16 protein-coding genes are annotated in these 18,667 nt (G+C 60.4%); 4 read left to right on the top strand and 12 right to left on the bottom strand.

The features are described 5' to 3' along the window. Positions 1-371 precede the first annotated feature (371 nt). The 5 genes from ACIP1X_RS05760 to ACIP1X_RS05740 form a co-directional block, all read right to left on the bottom strand. Positions 372-1,751 carry a DUF1254 domain-containing protein gene (locus ACIP1X_RS05760; protein ID WP_400750197.1) on the bottom strand — a complete coding sequence of 460 codons (1,380 nt, stop codon included), beginning with the start codon at positions 1,749-1,751 and terminating at the stop codon, positions 372-374. Further along, complete coding sequence (locus ACIP1X_RS05755) at positions 1,748-3,097, bottom strand: DUF1254 domain-containing protein (protein WP_400750194.1); 1,350 nt, start codon at positions 3,095-3,097, stop codon at positions 1,748-1,750. The genes ACIP1X_RS05760 and ACIP1X_RS05755 overlap by 4 nt, the downstream gene beginning before the upstream one ends. A 141-nt stretch (positions 3,098-3,238) precedes the next feature. Continuing rightward, the gene (locus ACIP1X_RS05750; RefSeq protein ID WP_053119160.1) at positions 3,239-4,576 is read right to left on the bottom strand and encodes a DUF1329 domain-containing protein; all 1,338 of its coding nucleotides are present in this window, start codon (positions 4,574-4,576) and stop codon (positions 3,239-3,241) included. An 11-nt stretch (positions 4,577-4,587) separates the two neighbouring features. Beyond that, entirely contained in the window at positions 4,588-6,414 is a 1,827-nt protein-coding gene (locus ACIP1X_RS05745; RefSeq protein ID WP_400750191.1) for a DUF1302 domain-containing protein, read from the bottom strand. Between the two features lie 98 nt (positions 6,415-6,512). Beyond that, positions 6,513-7,355 carry an AraC family transcriptional regulator ligand-binding domain-containing protein gene (locus ACIP1X_RS05740; protein WP_400750189.1) on the bottom strand — a complete coding sequence of 281 codons (843 nt, stop codon included), beginning with the start codon at positions 7,353-7,355 and terminating at the stop codon, positions 6,513-6,515. 96 nt (positions 7,356-7,451) lie between these two features. Here ACIP1X_RS05740 and ACIP1X_RS05735 point away from each other — a divergent pair, with 96 nt between their 5' ends. Beyond that, entirely contained in the window at positions 7,452-8,372 is a 921-nt protein-coding gene (locus ACIP1X_RS05735) for a LysR family transcriptional regulator (RefSeq protein ID WP_400750186.1), read from the top strand. A 21-nt stretch (positions 8,373-8,393) separates the two neighbouring features. Here the strand turns inward: ACIP1X_RS05735 and ACIP1X_RS05730 are convergent, their stop codons facing one another. Continuing rightward, entirely contained in the window at positions 8,394-9,293 is a 900-nt protein-coding gene (locus ACIP1X_RS05730) for a LysR family transcriptional regulator (protein ID WP_400750183.1), read from the bottom strand. 228 nt (positions 9,294-9,521) lie between these two features. Here ACIP1X_RS05730 and ACIP1X_RS05725 point away from each other — a divergent pair, with 228 nt between their 5' ends. Then, positions 9,522-10,541: an alpha/beta hydrolase gene (locus tag ACIP1X_RS05725; RefSeq protein WP_400750180.1), complete on the top strand. Its 1,020-nt coding sequence runs from the start codon at positions 9,522-9,524 to the stop codon at positions 10,539-10,541. Between the two features lie 108 nt (positions 10,542-10,649). Beyond that, complete coding sequence (locus ACIP1X_RS05720) at positions 10,650-12,077, top strand: mechanosensitive ion channel domain-containing protein (protein WP_400750177.1); 1,428 nt, start codon at positions 10,650-10,652, stop codon at positions 12,075-12,077. Positions 12,078-12,396: 319 nt separating this feature from the next. Here ACIP1X_RS05720 and ycaC read toward each other — a convergent pair whose 3' ends face one another. The 6 genes from ycaC to ACIP1X_RS05690 form a co-directional block, all read right to left on the bottom strand. Beyond that, entirely contained in the window at positions 12,397-13,020 is a 624-nt protein-coding gene (gene ycaC, locus ACIP1X_RS05715) for an isochorismate family cysteine hydrolase YcaC (protein WP_007913541.1), read from the bottom strand. A gap of 70 nt (positions 13,021-13,090) precedes the next feature. Beyond that, on the bottom strand, positions 13,091-14,929 hold the full coding sequence (locus ACIP1X_RS05710) for an amidohydrolase (protein ID WP_400750173.1): 1,839 nt from the start codon (positions 14,927-14,929) through the stop codon (positions 13,091-13,093). 43 nt (positions 14,930-14,972) lie between these two features. Further along, positions 14,973-15,599 (bottom strand): antibiotic biosynthesis monooxygenase, encoded by a 627-nt coding sequence (locus tag ACIP1X_RS05705; RefSeq protein ID WP_053119045.1) that lies wholly within the window; start codon positions 15,597-15,599, stop codon positions 14,973-14,975. Beyond that, a complete protein-coding gene (locus ACIP1X_RS05700; protein WP_159815775.1) occupies positions 15,592-16,008 on the bottom strand; it encodes a DoxX family protein in 417 nt (138 codons plus the stop codon). Before ACIP1X_RS05700 ends, ACIP1X_RS05705 begins: the two co-directional genes overlap by 8 nt. Positions 16,009-16,223: 215 nt before the next feature. Beyond that, a complete protein-coding gene (locus ACIP1X_RS05695) occupies positions 16,224-16,583 on the bottom strand; it encodes a DUF6124 family protein (protein ID WP_053119041.1) in 360 nt (119 codons plus the stop codon). Positions 16,584-17,094: 511 nt separating this feature from the next. Continuing rightward, positions 17,095-18,018 (bottom strand): LysR family transcriptional regulator, encoded by a 924-nt coding sequence (locus ACIP1X_RS05690; protein ID WP_212549110.1) that lies wholly within the window; start codon positions 18,016-18,018, stop codon positions 17,095-17,097. Positions 18,019-18,230: 212 nt separating this feature from the next. Between ACIP1X_RS05690 and ACIP1X_RS05685 the strand changes: the two genes are divergently transcribed. After that, entirely contained in the window at positions 18,231-18,653 is a 423-nt protein-coding gene (locus ACIP1X_RS05685; protein WP_400750170.1) for a helix-turn-helix domain-containing protein, read from the top strand. Positions 18,654-18,667: the final 14 nt, after the last annotated feature.

Genomic DNA, 18,667 nt, shown 5'->3' with positions numbered 1-18,667 from the left:
TACGCCGACTTGGGATATCGAGTTGAACTCAAGTTTTGAACTGCACAGTGCAGGATCAAAAGCCCCTCACTGTAGCCCTCTCCCGGAGGGAGAGGGGACTGACCGAGGTGGATGTTGGAGATACGCCGACTTGGGATATCGAGTTGAACTCAAGTTTTGAACTGCACAGTGCAGGATCAAAAGCCCCTCACTGTAGCCCTCTCCCGGAGGGAGAGGGAACTGACCGAGGTGGATGTTGGAGCTACGCCGACTTTGGATATCGAGTTGAACTCAGGTTTTGAAAAGCACAAAGATCGACTCCCTTTCCCCCTCGCCCCCCTTGGGGGAGAGGGCTGGGGTGAGGGGGTAAAATCTCCCAGGCACCACAAAAATCAAGCAACCACCTCAACCACCGGCATCCGCCACTTCTGCTCAACCACTTCTTGCTTCGGCCCATACAAGCGCAAAATCACGTTAAACGCCCCGTTCTGCGGCGTCGGCAGCCAATTGCTCTCCTGCCCCGCCCCAGGAGAATTCGCCTGCATCCACAACGTCAGCCCACCATCCGCATCGCGCTGCAATTGATCGCGACTGCTCAAGCAATACCGATCAAGCGGATTCGCCACCAACTGCCGATCCGGCAAGTCATACAACGTCAGCGACCAGAACTCGCTGGCCGGCGGCAATTGCCCCGGTGCAAAACGCAGACGATAACGCCGGCCGCCCTGCAACGGTTGCCCTTGATTATCCAGTCGGCTGCCAGTGTAAAACGCCTCCTCAACACTGTTGCCGTAAATCCCCAGATACGCCCCGACCGCGCGATTCAGATAATTGCCATGCATTGCCTCACGGTTACCAAACAGGCCAAGCGTAGAGCGTGTTTGCGCGGCGTTCTCTTGCAGTTGCGCTTGCGCCAGTTTGATTCCGGCGGCGATCGCTTGCTGCTTTTCGACCGGCAACGCGGCGAAGTCAAAAGCCTGCCCCGGCACAATGCCGATCCGTGCGAAGCGTTCGCGCAATGCTTGTTCTGCAGGCTGAGTCGGGCACAGCGCGAGGATCTGATTAAGCACTGCGATAAACGACGGCCCCAACCCGGTTTTGCTGTCCCACGCCGGCCAGTCAATCGCCGGCGCGGCCAGCGGGCCCGGGCTGCTGGTGTACTCATGCAACCCACGCAAACGGTATTGCCGCTGCAACGCACGCACTGCTGGCATGTCGTCGGCGTTCTTCAACCCGGTACGCCCGAGCAGCATGACGATCTCGGTTTCACTGCGCAGCACCGCTTTGATGCCCTTCGGCGTCGGCCCCTGCCAGTTCGGCCCGGCGATCAGATAATCACCCGCCTCGCGTCCGGTGCTGAGCACGCCGACATAGGCAAAGTTATGCGTGTACTGATCGACCAGTTGATGCACGTAATAGCGATCGGCATCCACCGCCGGCACGCTCAACACTTGCGGCTCGCTGCGCAGATCGAGCCAGGCCCAGGAGTAAGGCGTGTCGTTGTTCGGCGTGACGATTTCGCGATTGGCCGGGGTGTAGAGCTGGCTGTAATGGCGGAAACGATTAAAGCCGCCGACGTACTCCGCCGCGCTCGGATCAAGCAGTTGTTTCTCCATCGTCTGGTAATGCATCAGCATCGGAAAAGCGTAAATCCACGCCTCCTGCACCACCGCGTGGGTTTCATCGGCCAGCAACCAGCGCGGCATCATCAGCCCGCCTCCGAGCACACTCATGCCGCCCAACATCTGGCGACGATTGATCGTCAGACTCATGGCTCGACCCTCGCAATCGTCGGCAACTGATAACTGCCATCCAGCGCAGCGGCTTTCGGCAGGTACAAACGCAGCAGCAGGTTGAACGGGCCCTGTGGTGTCGGCAGCCAGTTGCCTTGCTCGGCCTGTGCCGGTGCGTCCGCTTGCAACAACAGCGTGAGGCCGCCGTCGGCGTCGTAGTGTAAATCGGCGCTGCGATCGCCCAAGGCGTAACGCCCGATGGCATTGCTCGCGAGCAATTGGGTTTTGCCGTCGTACAGGGTCAGTGACCAAAAGGCGTTCACCGGCGGTAACTGCCCGGCGGGGAAATGCAGGCGATAGGTCTGGCGACCGTCGAGCGACTGGCCTTCGGCATCGTGCAGGGCCATCGGGTAAACCGCTTCGACCGCGTCGTTGGCGTAGATGTAGCGCCAGGCGACGGCCGCGCGGGTCAGGTCATCGTCGGCGAATTTGCCGATGTTGGTCGGTGATGGAAACCAGCCGTTCTGTTCTTTCGACAGTTGGCTGGAGGCGATGCGAACCTGCGCGCGGCCGGCTTCAGCGCCTTCTGCGATGGCTTGGCGAAGGGTATCGGCCGGGGCGAACGCGGTGCCGGGCAGAACGCCAATCGCGGCGAATCGAGCGAGTTTGGCCTGCTCGCTGGGCGTCCATTGATGCAACGGCACCAAAGCATTAAAGGTGTTGAACAGGGCCTGCGCTTCGCCGTGTTTGGTGTCCAGATACGCCGGTAACTGCAGCGGCGCAGGTGCGTCGGGTGCTGCGCTGTTGGTGGCGCGGGACAACGGTTGCAGGGCATAACCCATCAGCACTTTGGCGGCGTCTTTTTGATCGGCCTCGCCTTTGACTTCGGTGCGACCGAGCAAAAACACCACGCGACTTGGCGAACGAATCACGCCGTTGAAACCCGTCGGCGCTTCGCTCTTCCAGTCCGGCCCGACGATCAGATAACGCCCGGCCTGATTGCCGGTGGCGCGGGTGCCGATGTAGTCGAGGTTGTCGGTACGCAGGTCGACCAACTGGAAGCTGTAGTAGCGATCCTCGATCGCCGGCACTTGCAGCACCATCGGCTCGGCGCGCAGGTCGAGCAAGGCGCGGGAATAGAAGGTGTCGTTGTTCGGCGAGACGACTTTGTTGTCTTGCGGGCCGAGCAGACGCGGTTCGCTGTAGAGGCGATTGAACGGCAGTTTGGCATTGATCGCGGTGAGCACTTTGTCGTGTTCGACGGTGGCGTAGGCGAAGACGTAAGCCTCTTGTGCGAGGGCTTTGGCCTGGCTCACATCAAGGTCAGCGGCGTGAACGGTGCCGAGGCTGGCGCCGACCGCTAGAGCAGAAATCCAGTGACGCATAAACAATCTCCAGACAGAAAACAAATCCCTGTAGGAGCAAGGCTTGCCCGCGAAGAGGCCTGCACATCCGACATCAATGTTGCCTGATACACCGCTTTCGCGAGCAAGCTCAGCTCCTACAAGGGATCGTGGTGGTGTTGGTTATTTAGCCCAACGCCGCAGATCCGACGGGGTGTAGTCGTCGGTCTTTGCCGCGAACCCGACGCGCATTGGCTGGGTCTCTTCGTTGGCCAGGCCGCCGGCGTAATAGCGCCCGGCAATCAGGTCGTAGGACGTCTCCAGCACGTTGTAGGTGAAGCCATGGTCGTACTGCTGAATCGCGTGCAATTCACCGCTGCGCCACAACTCGCCACGGCTGTCGTATTGATCGGACTGAGCAATCTGCCAACTGTCTTCGTCCACATAAAACCGGCGTTTGGCGTAGATGTGCCGGGCGTTTGGCTTGAGCGTGGCTTCCACCACCCACACCCGATGTTTCTCGTAGCGCGCCAGATCCTGATTGATGTGATTGGGCTTGATCACCTCGTCGTATTTGAGCGCGTGGCTGCCGATCTTGTAGCTGTTGTAAGGGATGAACAGCTCCTGTTTGCCAATCAGTTTCCAGTCGAAACGATCGGGCGCGCCGTTGTAGCCGTCGATGTTGTCGGCGGTGATCAGGCCGTTGCTGTAGCGCGCGCTGTTGTCGTAAGCGATCATCGGCGCGCGACGCACCCGGCGTTGCCCCGGCAGGTATTGCCAGGCCGAACGCGGCTCGGCGACCTGGTCGATCGGTTCGTGCACCAGCACCGCTTCACCGGACAAACGCGCCGGCTCGAGCACGCGGCTCTTGAACAGGAACAGCGTGTTGGCGCCCGGTTCCAGCCCGGAAACCGTGTCGGCAAAGTTGATCAGCGACTGGTTGCGCACATAACTGGTCGCGCCGTTTTCGCGCACCAGAGCCGAGCTGCTGATGCGTTCGTAACTGCCGCCGCGATAGCGGGTCATGTGGTTCCACATCACTTCCAGACCTTCGGTCGGCAGCGGGAATGGAATGCCGCGCGCATAGTCGTGCAAGCCGTTGCCGCCGTCAGCCATGCTGGTTTTCGCGACGTTGCCGCGACTTTGTTCCAACACATCTTTAGGCAGATTGGCGCTGCGATGAGTCGGGTAGATGTTCATCTTGTAGCTGTCCGGGTAGCGCTTGAACAACGCGATCTGCCCGGGGCTGAGAAACTTCTGATACTGCGCAAGATTCTGCGCGGTGACGGTGAACAACGGTTTTTCCGCCGCATACGGATCGCTGTAACTGCCCTTGCTGTCGACGGTGCCGGCGTTGCTCGCCAGGCCACCGCTCCACGCCGGAATACTGCCGTCGGCATTCGCGGCCATTTCCGAGCCCATCGGCGTCAGGGTTTTACCCAGCGGTGCCGGATCGTTACCTTTGGCTTGCGCCAGACCAACGCTGCAGGCCAGCGCCAGTACACACAATTGCAGTCGCATGAGGGTTCTCCTTAAAAGTCGGCCTTGAAGCTGACCGAGGCAAAATCGCGGTCATCGAGGGTGCTGTAATCGTTGGAACCGAAGAACGTGTTGTAAGCCAGTTCAACGCTGTAATCGTTCATGTAGACGCCGGTCAGGCTGAGGCCGAGGGCTTGCTGGCCTTCCTGAAACGGTCCTTGCGGATCGTAGGAATAGCCCGAGACGTCATGGCGCCAGTTGACTGCCGGAATCAGATTGATCCCCGGCAACACGTCGCTGTATTCAAGACTCGCGCGCAGGCGATAACCCCACGACCACTCGGTGGCGAAACCTTTGTCGGTGCAGTACTGATTGGTCACGCCCGACGCCACGGTGTTGCACGCGGAGCCATTGCGCGGGGCGCTGCGACCGAACGCGGCGTTGCGGCCCAGACGTTCGTCGCCGAGGTCGTCGATGTGTACGACGCCCGCTTCGCCGAACAGACTCAAACGCGTCGCGCCGAGGATGTTGTCGAAGGCCTGCGTCGCCGAACCGGTCATCTGCCACACGCCTTTGCGCACCCAGCCGTCGTAACGGCTGCCGGCATTGGTATTGAAACCCGGCGGCAGATCGACCCAAGAATTGCCGCCCGGCCCGGAGATCACCGCGACGTTGATGTCCGGCGCATTGATCGCCAGCGGCATGTTCGGCCGATAGCTCAACTCGCCCGCGAGCGAGATGCCGCTGATCGGCTCAACACCGTTGAGGCTGATGCCATACAGGTGAATATTTTCCGGAAACGCTGCGGCATAGCTCGGCGCCTGAATACCGCCGGGAAAGGTGCCGGGCAGCGAGGTGTTGCGCGCATCGAGGGTGAAATACGGCAGCCGCGAGTGATAGTTGATGTAGTAGATCGCCGCTTCGGCATCGTTCAGCGCCGGGATCATATTGCGCAAGGCAAAGCCGAACTGGCCGTTGTCCGACGGCGACTCGTTGCCGCGCGAATAGGCGTATAAACCGGCGGCTTGCATCTGCTGATCGGTCTGCACCTGGCTCAGGTACAGCGGCCCGCAACCCTTCTGGATCGCATCGCTGGAAGCGAAAAAAGTCCCGCAACCGTCGAGTGCGCTTTCGCGCCAGTTGTACTGATAAAAACCTTCGAGGTTGAGGGTGTCGGACAGGCCGAAGCTGAACGAGATCATCTCCACCGGCAACTGGCCTTCTTTGATTTCCACCCCGGGACGGTTGAAGGCGGAAATGTCCAACGGGTTGATCACGTTGATGCCGTTCTGGATCAGCAGCGATTCGCCCCACGACAACACCTGATTGCCGACCTTGACGTTCAGCGGGTGATCGGCGATCTGGAAGTCTTTCCAGACGTAGGCGTCGAGGGTTTTGAAACCCTGAAACTTGCTCAGGTCATCCCAACCCGAATCGTCGAAATCCTTGAAGCGGCCATTGCGGGTTTCGTAGGCGTGGTCGTACCAGTATTTGAAACGAATGAACGCGCCCTGCCCTTGGCCATCGAGACTGAAATCGGTCAGGCCTTTGAAGTTCTGCGAGATCGGATCGCCCTTCTCGAAGTTCAGCCGGTTATCGTCGGCGCTGACGCTGGTGCCATTGGCGCGCACGCCTTGTGCTTGCAAGGCGTTGGCACGGGTCATCAGGCTTTTGTCGGGGTTCTGCGTAGACCAACTGCTGCCCAGGGTCAGGGTGGTTTTGGTCGACAGGCTCCAGTCTTCGTTGAGGTCGAAACTGGTGGCGTAGCCGGGGCTCGACAGTGCGGCGAGAATCGCCAGGGTCAAGGGTTGCGCACGGGGGTGGCCACGCCGGGCAAGTCGCGGACGGACTTGGGGCGTAACCGAGCTTTTTCTTATCATTATTGGGCTCCGGTCAGGTTTGCTCAGCACTGACACGGTGCCCAACCCTCAGCACTGACACACAAGCGATGGCTGACAAAAACCAATCATCGGCGTGCTTACAGCGGATTGAGGCGGAACTGCTTCGGCGTGATGCCGAATTGTTTGCGGAAGGCGCGAATAAAGTTGCTCGGCTGGCGATAACCGAGGCGTTCGGCGATGCGTTCGATCGGTTGATCGCCAGCGGTCAGCCAGTGCCGCGCCAGCTCCAGGCTGTCGTTGCGACTCGGCGCGGAGGATTCGGTTTGCCAATGGCGAAGCATGCTCTGGTGCAGAAACGGATTGGCGCCGAGCAGTGGTTCTTCGAGGGTTGAGCGCTTCAGAGTCAGGCGCGGATGAGCGCCTTGTTCAACACGAATGCCGTTGTTGTGCAGCCAGTGTCCGGCGGCTTGCGCTGGGCACAAGGTGACGCTGACGAACACTGCGTCGGGCGTCTTGCCCAATCGCCGGGCGATGTTGCGCACCAAGGTAATCGTTGCTGCATCGAGGCCGAAGTGATGGGCCTGGCCTTGCACCGGACGCAGGTGCAAATGCGCGTCATCGCCGGGCTCCTGCAACTCGACCGCGACGTAATTGGTCACGCGCGGCGCAAACGCAACAAAGCAATCGAGGCTGGCGCGCAACGTCGGTGCCGAGTCGAGCAGAATGTTCAGGCCTTGCAGACACGTGGTCGCCAGACCGTTGACCAATTCACAACCGAACGTCGGCGCAGCCCCGGCCTGCTCGCATTCAAGCCATAGTTTCTCGACCGCGTGCGCAGGGATTTGCTGGTCGTGACCGTCGAGAGCCGATGCGCAGATTCCGGCCCGTGCCAGCAGGGTTTGCGGGCACAGGCCGGACTGTTCGGCGTGGCCGAGAATGGTGCGGGTGAAAGCGCTGGAAGCGAACATGGGATGCGACATGGCGACGTTTACCGAGGGACAGGCGTGTACTTATGCCAGCCAACGTGCTATCGATCCAATGCATTAAAAGTATCCGCAAAATGCAGGAGACGCATGATGGATTTACGCCAGCTTCGCCACCTCGTGGCCCTCGCCGACTACCGCAACTTTGGCCGCGCGGCGGAAGCGATCAACCTCAGCCAACCGGCGTTCAGCCGTAGCATTCAGACGCTGGAACGTGACCTCGATTGCGAACTGGTCGAGCGCAGCAGCCGTGAGTTTCGCCTCACCGGCCAGGGTGAACTGGTGTTGCAGCATGCGCGGCGTTTGCTTGCCGGCAGTCAGGCGTTGCACAACGAATTGACCCAGTACAACGGCCTCACCGGAGGCGAACTGCAATTCGGTTGCGGGCCGTATCCGGCGCAGGTGCTGGTGCCGGAAGCGCTGGCGGAATTCATTCAGGCGCACCCGGCGATTCGCACGCGTTTTCATCAGGGTGACTGGCAGCAATTGTCGCTGTGGTTGCGTGAGCAGCAGATCGAATTTCTGGTGGCGGATGCGCGCTATTTCGTCGGCGATCCGCAGTATCACGTGCAGTTGCTGCGCACGCGACCGGGACGCTTTTTCTGTCGGGCCGGGCATCCGCTGGCCGGACAGAAGGGTTTGAAGTTGCGCGCGCTGCTGGATTATCCAGTGGTGGGCACGCGGATTCCGCCGATGATTCGCAAGATCCTCGCGGATATTTTGGGTGAACCGGATTTCAATCCGAGCGTGGAATGTGCGCAGTTTGATGCGATTCAACGGGTGGTGTTGCGCTCTGATGCGATTGGTCTGGCGACGCTTGAGGCACTGCGGGAGCAGGTCGATCAAGGGCTGATTCATTTGCTGGAATTCACCGATGTGCCGCGCAACGACCCGGCGCTGCAACTCGGTTACGGCATCGTCAGCCGCGTCGGCTACTCCATGACCCCGGCAGCGCGGGCGATGGTTGACGCGATCCTCAGCGTTGACCAACGCCTGCTCGCGGCCAATCAATAATCGCGCTTATTGACGCAGCATTCAGAGCGCGATGTTGCTCTGGTTCAGGCGTTCGCGCAGGAACTCGACCAACGCCTGCACCGGGCGTGAAGCCTGACGATGCTGCGGGTACACCGCCGACAACGTCAGAGGCTCCGGGCGCAGATCATCGAGCACCGGCAGCAGGCGACCGTCCTTCAACGCCGCGCCGACAATGAACGTTGGCAGGTAGGTAATCCCCATCCCCTGCACCGCCGCATCCCTCAACAACTCACCGTTATTCACGCGCATACGCCCGGTGACATTGACCAATATCGGCTTACCCTGCGCCGCGTTGAAGCGCCATTGCACCGAGCGCCCGTGACCATAAGGCAGGCAATCGTGGTTGAGCAGCTCTTCGGGTTTGAGCGGTGTACCGCGTTCAGCAAGATACGCCGGGCTGGCGCAATACACCCGTTCGATCGACGCGATACGCCGGGCGATCAGGGTTGAGTCTTCGAGTACGCCAATGCGCAGCGCCAGATCGTAGCCTTCGCCGAGCAGATCAACCGGCCGATCACTCAGATCCACCTCGACCGTGACCTCGCGATAACGCTGCAAAAACATCGGCAGCAGACAACCGAGGTGCGCGACGGCAAACGACAGCGGCGCGCTCACGCGAATCGTCCCGCGCGGCTCGGCGGTCTGCCCGGCGATGCCCTGCTCGACCTGTTCGACTTCGCCCAACAGGCGCAATGCCGACTCGTAATAGCTCTGGCCCAACGGTGTGACGTCGAGGCGCCGGGTCGAGCGATTCAACAACCGCACGCCGAGGCGTTCTTCCAACTGCATTAAACGCCGGCTGACGAACTGCTTGGACAAGCCCAACTGATCAGCCGCGGCGGTGAAGCTGCCGGAGTCCATGACCTGGCAAAAAATACGCATGTCTTCGAACGGGTTCATTGTCACTCTCTGGTGGACAGTTAAACGCTTTATAGCCGCTTTTTCACTTTCGAGCAGCTCATTAATCTGTGCTCACGGTTTGAAAACAACCCTGAACACGCAGGAGCTGCCGCAGGCTGCGATCTTTTGATCTTGATCTGCGGTGACGCGGGTAAAAGGCAAAAACAGGATCAAAAGATCGCAGCCTGCGGCAGCTCCTACATCACACATTCGAAAATGGAATTGAACATGAACATTAAACAGACCCTCGCCGCTTCCCTCCTCGCCCTGTCCATCGGCAACGCGTTCGCCGCCGGAACCTCCGGTGTCGAACACAACACCCAGGCCTTCCTCAACGCCCTCGCCGCTGGCGGTGGCAAACCCCTTGAGCAACTCAGCCCGAAGGATGCCCGTGCGGTGCTGACCGGTGCGCAGGCTTCGGTGAAAGTCGACTTGTCCGGTGTTGAAGTCAGCGACAAAGCAATCAAGGTCGACGGCCAGACGATCAACCTGAAAGTGGTGCGTCCGGCCAAGGTCAAAGGCGAGTTGCCGGTGTTCATGTTCTTCCACGGTGGCGGCTGGGTACTCGGTGATTTCCCGACGCACCAACGCTTGATTCGTGACCTGGTGGTGGACTCGGGCGCTGTCGCGGTGTACGTCGATTACACACCGTCGCCGGAAGCGCAGTACCCGACCGCGATCAATCAGGCGTACGCCGCGACAAAATGGGTGGCTGAGCACGGCAAGGACATCGGTGTCGACGGCAAGCGTCTGGCGGTGGCCGGCAACAGCGTCGGCGGCAACATGGCGGCGGTTGTGGCGTTGATGGCCAAGGAACAGAAAACCCCGGCACTGCGCTTCCAGCTGTTGATGTGGCCGGTGACCAACGCGCAGTTTGACGACGGTTCGTACCAACAATTTGCCGAGGGCCATTTCCTCACCAAAGGCATGATGCAGTGGTTCTGGGACAACTACACCACCAACCCCGCCGAGCGCGCGCAGATTCATGCTTCGCCGCTGAACGCCAGCGCCGAACAGCTCAAAGGCTTGCCTGCTGCACTGGTGCAGACCGCCGAGTTCGACGTGCTGCGTGATGAAGGCGAAGGCTATGCGCGTCACCTCGATGCGGCCGGCGTGGCGGTGACCTCGGTGCGTTACAACGGGATGATTCATGACTTTGGTCTGCTCAACCCGCTGAGCCAGATTCCTGAGGTGAAGGCAGCGGTGCGTCAGGCGGCGGCTGAGTTGAAGACTCATCTGAATCCTTAAAAACAAAAGATCGCAGCCTGCGGCAGCTCCTACATTGCAATGCAATCTTCTGTAGGAGCTGCCGCAGGCTGCGATCTTTTTACTGGCAAGCACCGCGGAGCTTCGGTCATGACATTCTTCTACACCCACCTGCTGTCCCTGAGCGCCGCCCTGCTGCTGCTCGACGCGGTGCTCTGGCACTTCACGCCTTTCACCCATCGTGCGCCAAGAGTGGCTGTGCGGTTGGCGCTGTTTCTGGCCTTCACCGCGCTGGTGATCAACGCCGGTGTCAGCCCGCTGCAAGCCCCGCTGTTCGCCGAAGACCGCGTCGCGCAACTGGGTGCAACGGCGTTGGGAATTCTCTGGTGGCTGTACGCCGCACGGGTTTTGACCGAAGTGATCGGCCTGGCGCTGATGCGCCGCATCGGCCACAGCGGTCGTTTGCTGCAGGATGTCATCGGCGCGCTGGTGTTTCTCGTGGCCATCGTTGCCGCCGCCGGTTACGTGCTGGAACTGCCGGTCAAAGGCTTGCTGGCGACCTCCGGCGTCGTCGCCATCGTCGTCGGTCTGGCGCTGCAAAGTACCTTGGCCGATGTGTTTTCCGGGATCGTCCTCAACACCACCAAGCCTTATCAGGTCGATGATCTGGTGATGATCGACGGCGTCGAAGGCAAGGTCTTCGACATCGACTGGCGTGCCACGCATCTGCTGACCAGCGCCGGCACCATGGCTGTCGTGCCCAACTCGGTAGCGGCGAAGGCGAAGATCGTCAACCTCAGCCGCCCGAATAACATGCACGGCGTGTCGATCAGCATTCAGGTGCCCAATCACATTCGTCCGCGCCGGGTGCTCGATGCACTGGATCGTACGCTGCAAGGCAGCAGCTCGCTGTTGCTGAGTCCGGCGCCAAAAGCCGTGCTGAAAGAGGCCGGCGAAACCATGTCGGAATACGTCGCCAGCGGTTTCATTGCTGAGTTGGGCAAGAAAGGCGAAGTACGCAATCAACTGTTCGACCTCGCCCACCGGCATCTCGAAGCAGCAGGGATTTCGCGGCATCCGGACGGCGTGATCGAACCGTCGACCCGCGCACGTGCGTTGCTTGATGAAGTGAAAATCTTCCGCTCGCTGAGCAGTGAAGAGCGTGATCGTCTGGCGGAATCGATGGTCGCTCAGCAGTACACAGCAGGCCAGGTGGTGCTGGGGCTGGATGAAGTACCGGACAGTCTGTTCCTGATTGCCACGGGGGTGGTCAGTGCGACGGTGCCGGATGGTAATGAGCAGGCTGAAGCCGGGCGCATGGGCCCGAGTGAGGTCATGGGTGAGCAGAGTATTCTGGCTGATACGCCGTCGCAGGCTACGTTTACCGCGCTGACGTCGAGCATCATTTATCGTCTCGACAAGAACCTCACTCGTCAGTGCATGGAACAGCGGACGGAGGTGGGTCGGGCGTTGAATAAATTGCAGGCGGTACGTCAACAGAACAGTCGCCTCGCGTTGATGGCTAAACCGGTGGCGGTGCGGAAAGGCGGGTTTTTGGGGTGGTTGCAGAAGCGTTGAGGCGTAGATTTTTAAGATCAAGAGCCTACCCCCTCACCCCAGCCCTCTCCCCCAAGGGGGCGAGGGGAAAGGGAGCCGATCTTCAAGCTTGTCAAAATTGAAGTTCGGCTCGGTATTGCAGGTCGGCGTGCCTCGCAAGACCCACTCGGTCAGTCCCCTCTCCCTCAGGGAGAGGGGAAAGGGAGCCGATCGAGGTGGGCTTCAAAACTTGAGTTCGACTCGGTATTGCACGTCGGCGTACCTCGCAAGAACCCCTCGGTCAGTCCCCTCTCCCTCCGGGAGAGGGTTAGGGTGAGGGGCTCTTCCAGCGCTCACCAAATTACTTGGCGGTGAACTTGGTATAGCTGTTGATCAAATTGCGATAGTTCGGCAAACGCTCCGACAGCAAGTGCGCCAAACCTTCCATGTCATTGCGCCAATCCCCCTGCAGCTCGCACGCCACCGAGAACCAGTTCAACAGGTGTGCACCCGCCGCCGACATCCGCGCCCACGCCGCCTGCTGCACGGTGGTGTTGAAGGTGCCCGACGAGTCAGTCACGACAAACACTTCGTACCCTTCGGCAATCGCCGACAAGGTCGGGAACGCCACGCAAACATCAGTCACCACACCAGCGATGATCAGTTGCTTGCGACCGGTCGCCTTGATCGCTTTGACGAAGTCTTCGTTGTCCCACGCATTGATCTGCCCCGGACGCTGAATGAACGGCGCATCCGGAAACTGCTCGCGCAGTTCAGGCACGATCGGGCCGTTCGGGCCGGCGTCGAAACTGGTGGTGAGGATCGTCGGCAGTTTGAAGAACTTGGCGATGTCGCCCAGCGCCAGCACGTTGTTCTTGAATTCGTTCGGGGTGAAATCCTGTACCAGCGAGATCAGGCCGGTCTGGTGATCGACCAGCAGTACAACCGCATCATCTTTGTTCAGACGTGTGTAAGGAACGCTCATGGGAAAACTCCTGATGGACGGATGGATGAAGCGTTGAGCGCCGACCGGATGGCCGGCGCTTCAGAGGAAATCAGAAAGCGAAGCAGGAGCAGCCGAACGCGCCCCAGAACCCGGCAAAGTCGCTGACCGGCGCGTTCGACATCCGCGCCTTTTCATGGCTGTGGGTGTGCACGGCGCAAGGGCCGCTGCACTGGTGAACCTGCGCCTGCAACGGCGAATTCGGCCGCCAGTGGCCCGGGACTTTGACCACCGGCGACCAGTCCGGCAGCACCGGAATCGAGCGCGGCCCGAGGTCTTCAAAGTCACCAGCGGCGTAAACAATCTTGCCGCCGACCACGGTCAGTACCGACTCGATCCACTTGATCGCTTCTTCCTCGACATGGAAAAAGTCCGCACTCAACGCCGCCAGATCCGCCAGTTGCCCGACCTTGATCTGGCCTTTCTTGCCCTGCTCCGAGGAGAACCAGGCGCTGCCGTGGGTGAACAGTTCCAGCGCGGTGGTGCGCGGCAGACCTTCTTCGTACAGCGCCAGCCCGCCGACGGTGCGGCCGCTGACCATCCAGTACAGCGACGTCCACGGGTTGTAGCTGGAAACCCGCGTCGCATCGGTACCCGCGCCGACCGGGACACCTTCGGCAAGCATGCGTTTGATCGGTGGGGTCGCTTCGGCGGCTTGCTTGCCATAACGGTCGACGAAATATTCGCCCTGAAACGCCATGCGATCCTGAATCGCAATGCCGCCGCCCAGCGCTTTCACCCGCTCGATGTTCTGCGGGGTGATGGTTTCCGCGTGGTCGAAGAACCATGGCAAACCGTTGAAAGGAATGTCGCGATTGACCTTCTCGAACACGTCGAGCATGCGGCTGATCGATTCGTTGTACGTCGCGTGCAAACGGAACGGCCAGCGCTGTTCAACCAGGTGGCGCACCACCGGTTCCAACTCTTCTTCCATGGTCTGCGGCAGATCCGGGCGCGGTTCGAGGAAGTCTTCGAAGTCCGCTGCGGAGAACACCAGCATCTCGCCGGCGCCGTTGTGGCGCAGGTAGTCGTCGCCCTGATGCAACTTGACGCTGCCAGTCCAGTTCTGGAAATCGCTCAGTTCTTCTTTCGGTTTCTGGGTGAACAGGTTGTAGGCGATGCGCACGGTCAACTGGTCGTCTTTGGCCAGTTGCTCGATGACTTGATAATCGTCCGGGTAGTTCTGGAAACCGCCGCCAGCATCGATCGCGCTGGTCAGGCCGAGGCGATTGAGTTCGCGCATGAACTGGCGGGTCGAGTTGACCTGATACTCCAGCGGCAGCTTCGGCCCTTTGGCCAGCGTCGAATAGAGAATCATCGCGTTCGGCCGCGCGACCAGCATGCCGGTCGGGTTGCCATTGCTGTCGCGAACGATCTCGCCACCCGGCGGGTTCGGCGTGTCGCGGGTGTAACCGGCGACACGCAGCGCGGCGCGGTTGAGCAGCGCGCGGTCATACAAATGCAGGATGAACACCGGTGTGTCCGGTGCGGCCTGGTTGATTTCTTCAAGGGTCGGCATGCGTTTTTCGGCGAACTGGAATTCGTTCCAGCCACCGACCACGCGCACCCATTGCGGAGTCGGCGTGCGGTCAGCCTGATCCTTGAGCATGCGCAGCGCGTCGGCCAACGACGGTACGCCTTCCCAGCGCAGTTCGAGGTTGTAGTTCAAACCGCCACGGATCAAGTGCAAGTGCGAGTCGTTGAGTCCGGGGATCACGCAGCGGCCGTGCATATCGACCACTTGCGTGTTCGGCCCGCGCAGGGCCATGGCCTGGTTGTCGTTGCCGACGACCACGAAACGGCCATCGGTAATCGCCACGGCACTGGCCAGCGGTTTGGTGTGGTCTACGGTATGAAATTGGCCATTGAACAGAATCAGATCGGCGCTCATCGCAGTTCCTCAAGCAAAGTAAAAAGAAGCAAACCCCGCGCGCTCAGCGTGGCGAGGTTTCTTGGGAATCGAGGTGTTCATGGGCCTGACTGGCTTCGAGCCACGGCGCGAACAAGCGAGTGACGCGCGGCATGAACACGTACACCACCGACACGACGATGGTCAGAGTGATCAGGAACGTGGCAACCACGTAGTTGGAAAGCAGCGGATGCAATCTGAGCAGCGGCCCCCAGATCAGCGGCACCAGCAAGGTGTGCGGCAGAATCACCAGCAGCGTGATCACCGCTTGTTTCCAGCGCGGCGGTGGCGAAGCGGCTTCGGCCAGCGGCGAGAACCAGAACTCGTTGACCGGCGCGACTTCGGTCTGGTCGCCATCGGCAAGCATCGGCGCAGCTTCATCGACCAGCGCCTGACGCTGCGGCGATTCCAGCCACGATTGCATCGCGTCGGTGGAGCAAAAGCGCAGCACGCAGGTGTAGAAATCGAGGCCGGCACGTTTACCGCGCACAACATCAACCCCCAAGTGCCCTTCCCGCTGCCCCGCCACCCGCACGATATTGCGCAGCCAGGCTTCATACGCCGCCTCAAACCCGGCCTTGACCCGGTGCTTGACGATCAGCGTCACGGTCTCATCAGACCCCGGTGCTTTTGGACTCAGGACTTCAGGCATAACGCAGCACTCCGGGCAAACGGACATTGAGCGCCAGCCGTCCCGGCCCGGCGATAAACACAGTGGCAAACAGGATCAACAGCAACCAGCCGAACTGCCCCTCGGCCACACTCCATTGCGGATGCACGACCAACAACGCCACCAGCAGAACAAAGAGAATAGGCACACAGGCCAATCGCGCCAGTACCCCGGCGACGATCAGTAGCGGACAGACGACTTCGGCGAAGATCGCCAGCATCAGGGTGAGGTGCGATCCGAGGTGGAACGGATCTTCGATCAGCTGCAATTGCGCGCTGAAATCCAGCAGCTTGGGCAAGCCGTGTACCCACAGCAAAAACAACCCGCCGCTGACCCGCAGAAACAGCAAACCGACGTCGCGCGCCCGTTCATCGCGTTGCAAAGCGTTCATGACCCCATCCTGGAAACTTCATCGACCTGAATAATGCCGATGCCGGGAAGGGAAAAATTGAACGGGTGTGCTCAGTTCACCAGCGTGCCGAGATATTCAGCACACCGCAAAACCCTGTGGGAGCGGGCTTGCTCGCGAAGGCGTCGGGCCAGTCGAAAAATACTTTGAATGACACACCGCCTTCGCGAGCAAGCCCGCTCCCACAGGGGATGTGTTCAGGCAGGTGGATTGAGGTTATCCAGCACCCGATTCACCGCGAGCTCGCCGAGCATGATCAACTGCGCTATCCCCAACAATGCCCGGCGCTGCGCGGCGGGCAAGAGGTGGGCGACGTCTTGGGCAATGGTTTTGGCCGAGGCGAGGGTTTCGCTGGCGTCGGTCAGAAGATCTTCGTTTTTGGTGTCGGCGGTGACGGCGTACATCCCACGGGTTTTACGTGGAGGCGGCGTAGAGCCGGGTGGGCAAAGGTAATGGTCGAGGGCGCGGTCGGCGGCTTGGTGGAGTTTTCTGGAATCGATGGATGCGTAGGGGGACGTGGGATCGATGTCTGGTGGGTTTGGTGTGATTTTGAACATGGATGTTGCTCCTAGAGTCGATGGAGCTGCCACGATTCGCTGCGAGACGAATTAAGGTGGCAGCTATACGCGGGTCGCAGACCGGGACTCTAGAACCGGCAGACCCGAAGGTCTCCCACGTACAGCCGCCATTACAAAAACGAACAGATGAGTGTTCGACGATGGAAGATGTTGTGCGTCTAGAGATATGCGGGCTGCGAGACCCGATCACTGGTGTCAGTGACCGACCCACAATAGAACCCGGCTCCAGAGCGCACAAGCCGGCGGATTCTGTCTTAGCTGTAGGCAAAGGCGCAAGGTTGCGTAGCCTGAAAGAGTGTCTGCTGGTGTTGCTTAAACAGCGGTGTTTAAAACACCAAAAACTGAAGCATCACGCAGATGCCAATGTGGGAGCGAGCCTGCTCGCGAAGGCGTCGGGGCAGTCGATAAATGCTTTGACTGACACACCGCTTTCGCGAGCAGGCTCGCTCCCACAGGGGATTTTTGTTGTTTGTGAGATCGGCGGAAGGAGTCAGACCGTTGGGATATCCAGCGGCGCCGCCATGAACTGACTGATCCGCGACCGCAACCACTTCTCCGCCGGATCGTTGTCATGCACCCCGCTCCACGCCATCGACAACTGCGCCGCATCGATCGGAAACGGCGGGTCTTCGGCACGCAACGCACAGCCTTCAACCAATGCACACGCCGCATAATCGGGCACGGTGGCGATCATTTCTGTACCCGCCAGCAACGCGCGCAACCCACTGAACTGTGGCACGCCGAGCACGACGCGGCGGCTGCGGCCGAGTTTGGCCAGGTCGAGGTCAATGTTGCCGCTCAAGTCGCCGGAGAACGAGACCATCGCGTGCGGGCGGGCGCAGTATTCGTCGAGCGTCAGCGGGCCTGGGCGATCGTCGCCGCGCAGGACTTTGCAGGGGATGTCGCGGAGTTTTTTGCGTTTGGCGTTGGCCGGCAGGTCGGTGGTGTAACTGACGCCGACGGAGATTTCGCCGGACGCCAGCAGCGCCGGCATCAGCAGGTAGTTGGCGCGGCGCACCACGACGACGATGCCCGGTGCCTCTTCCTGAAGCTGACGCAACAACGGCGGGAACAGGCCAAATTCCGCGTCGTCCGACAAGCCGATCCGGAACACATCGCAGCTGCTTGCTGGCTCGAATTCCTTGGCGCGGCTGACGGCACCGGAGATCACGTCCATGGCCGGTTGCAGTTCTTTGAGAATGTCGAGCGCGCGCGCCGTCGGCTCCATGGCGCGACCGTTGCGCAGCAGCAACGGATCATCGAACAGATCGCGCAAACGGCCTAACGCGGCGCTGACGGCGGGTTGGCCCATGAACAGTTTTTCGGCCACGCGGGTCAGGTTCTTTTCGAACATCAGCGCTTCGAAGATCACCAGCAGATTCATGTCGACGCGGCGCAGATCGTTACGGTTCATGGGCTCGATTTCCTTGTATGGCCAGCCAGACGCAAGTGCTACGCACTTTACTCGATCAACAGCCCTTGCAGCGCGGGTCTGTTAAGCGAATTAACAACGATTAACTCGTCAGCGGCCAGCCCGCGCACAACAATCGGTGGCCTGCGCAGCGTTGTTTTTTGACCTGAGGGAAAGCGCCGAGTGTGCGTTCCCCACCGACACGGATCCTGGCCATGGCTCACTCTCTGCAAACCGTCGCCCTCGCCCCTGCCTGCGAACCCGTCGTGCCACGCACCGGTGGCCTCAGCCCGCAACGGGTGCGGCGGGTCAAGCAAATGATCCTCGACCGTCTCGGCGAAAGTCTGGAAGTCACCGAACTGGCGCAGGCCTGCTCGTTGTCGCGCAGTCATTTTTCGCGAGCCTTCAAGTGCAGCACCGGCGTGTCGCCACAAGACTGGATACGCAGCCAACGCCTCGCCCGCGCCAAACTGCTGATCCAGCACACCGACTTGAGCCTGACGCAAATCAGCCTGGAATGCGGTTTCTGCGATCAAGCGCACTTCTGCCATATTTTTACTCGCAGCGAAGGGATCAACCCGTTCGCCTGGCGCTGCCAGGTCATGCGTGAACCGAGAAGTCCTCGCCCACTGTCATGAAGTTTTGAACCCAC

The organism is Pseudomonas sp. NPDC088885 (assembly GCF_044750025.1).
GTDB lineage: Bacteria > Pseudomonadota > Gammaproteobacteria > Pseudomonadales > Pseudomonadaceae > Aquipseudomonas > Aquipseudomonas rustica.
Note: the sequence above shows the minus strand (reverse complement) of the source record. Positions and strands in the feature narration are given on the sequence as shown.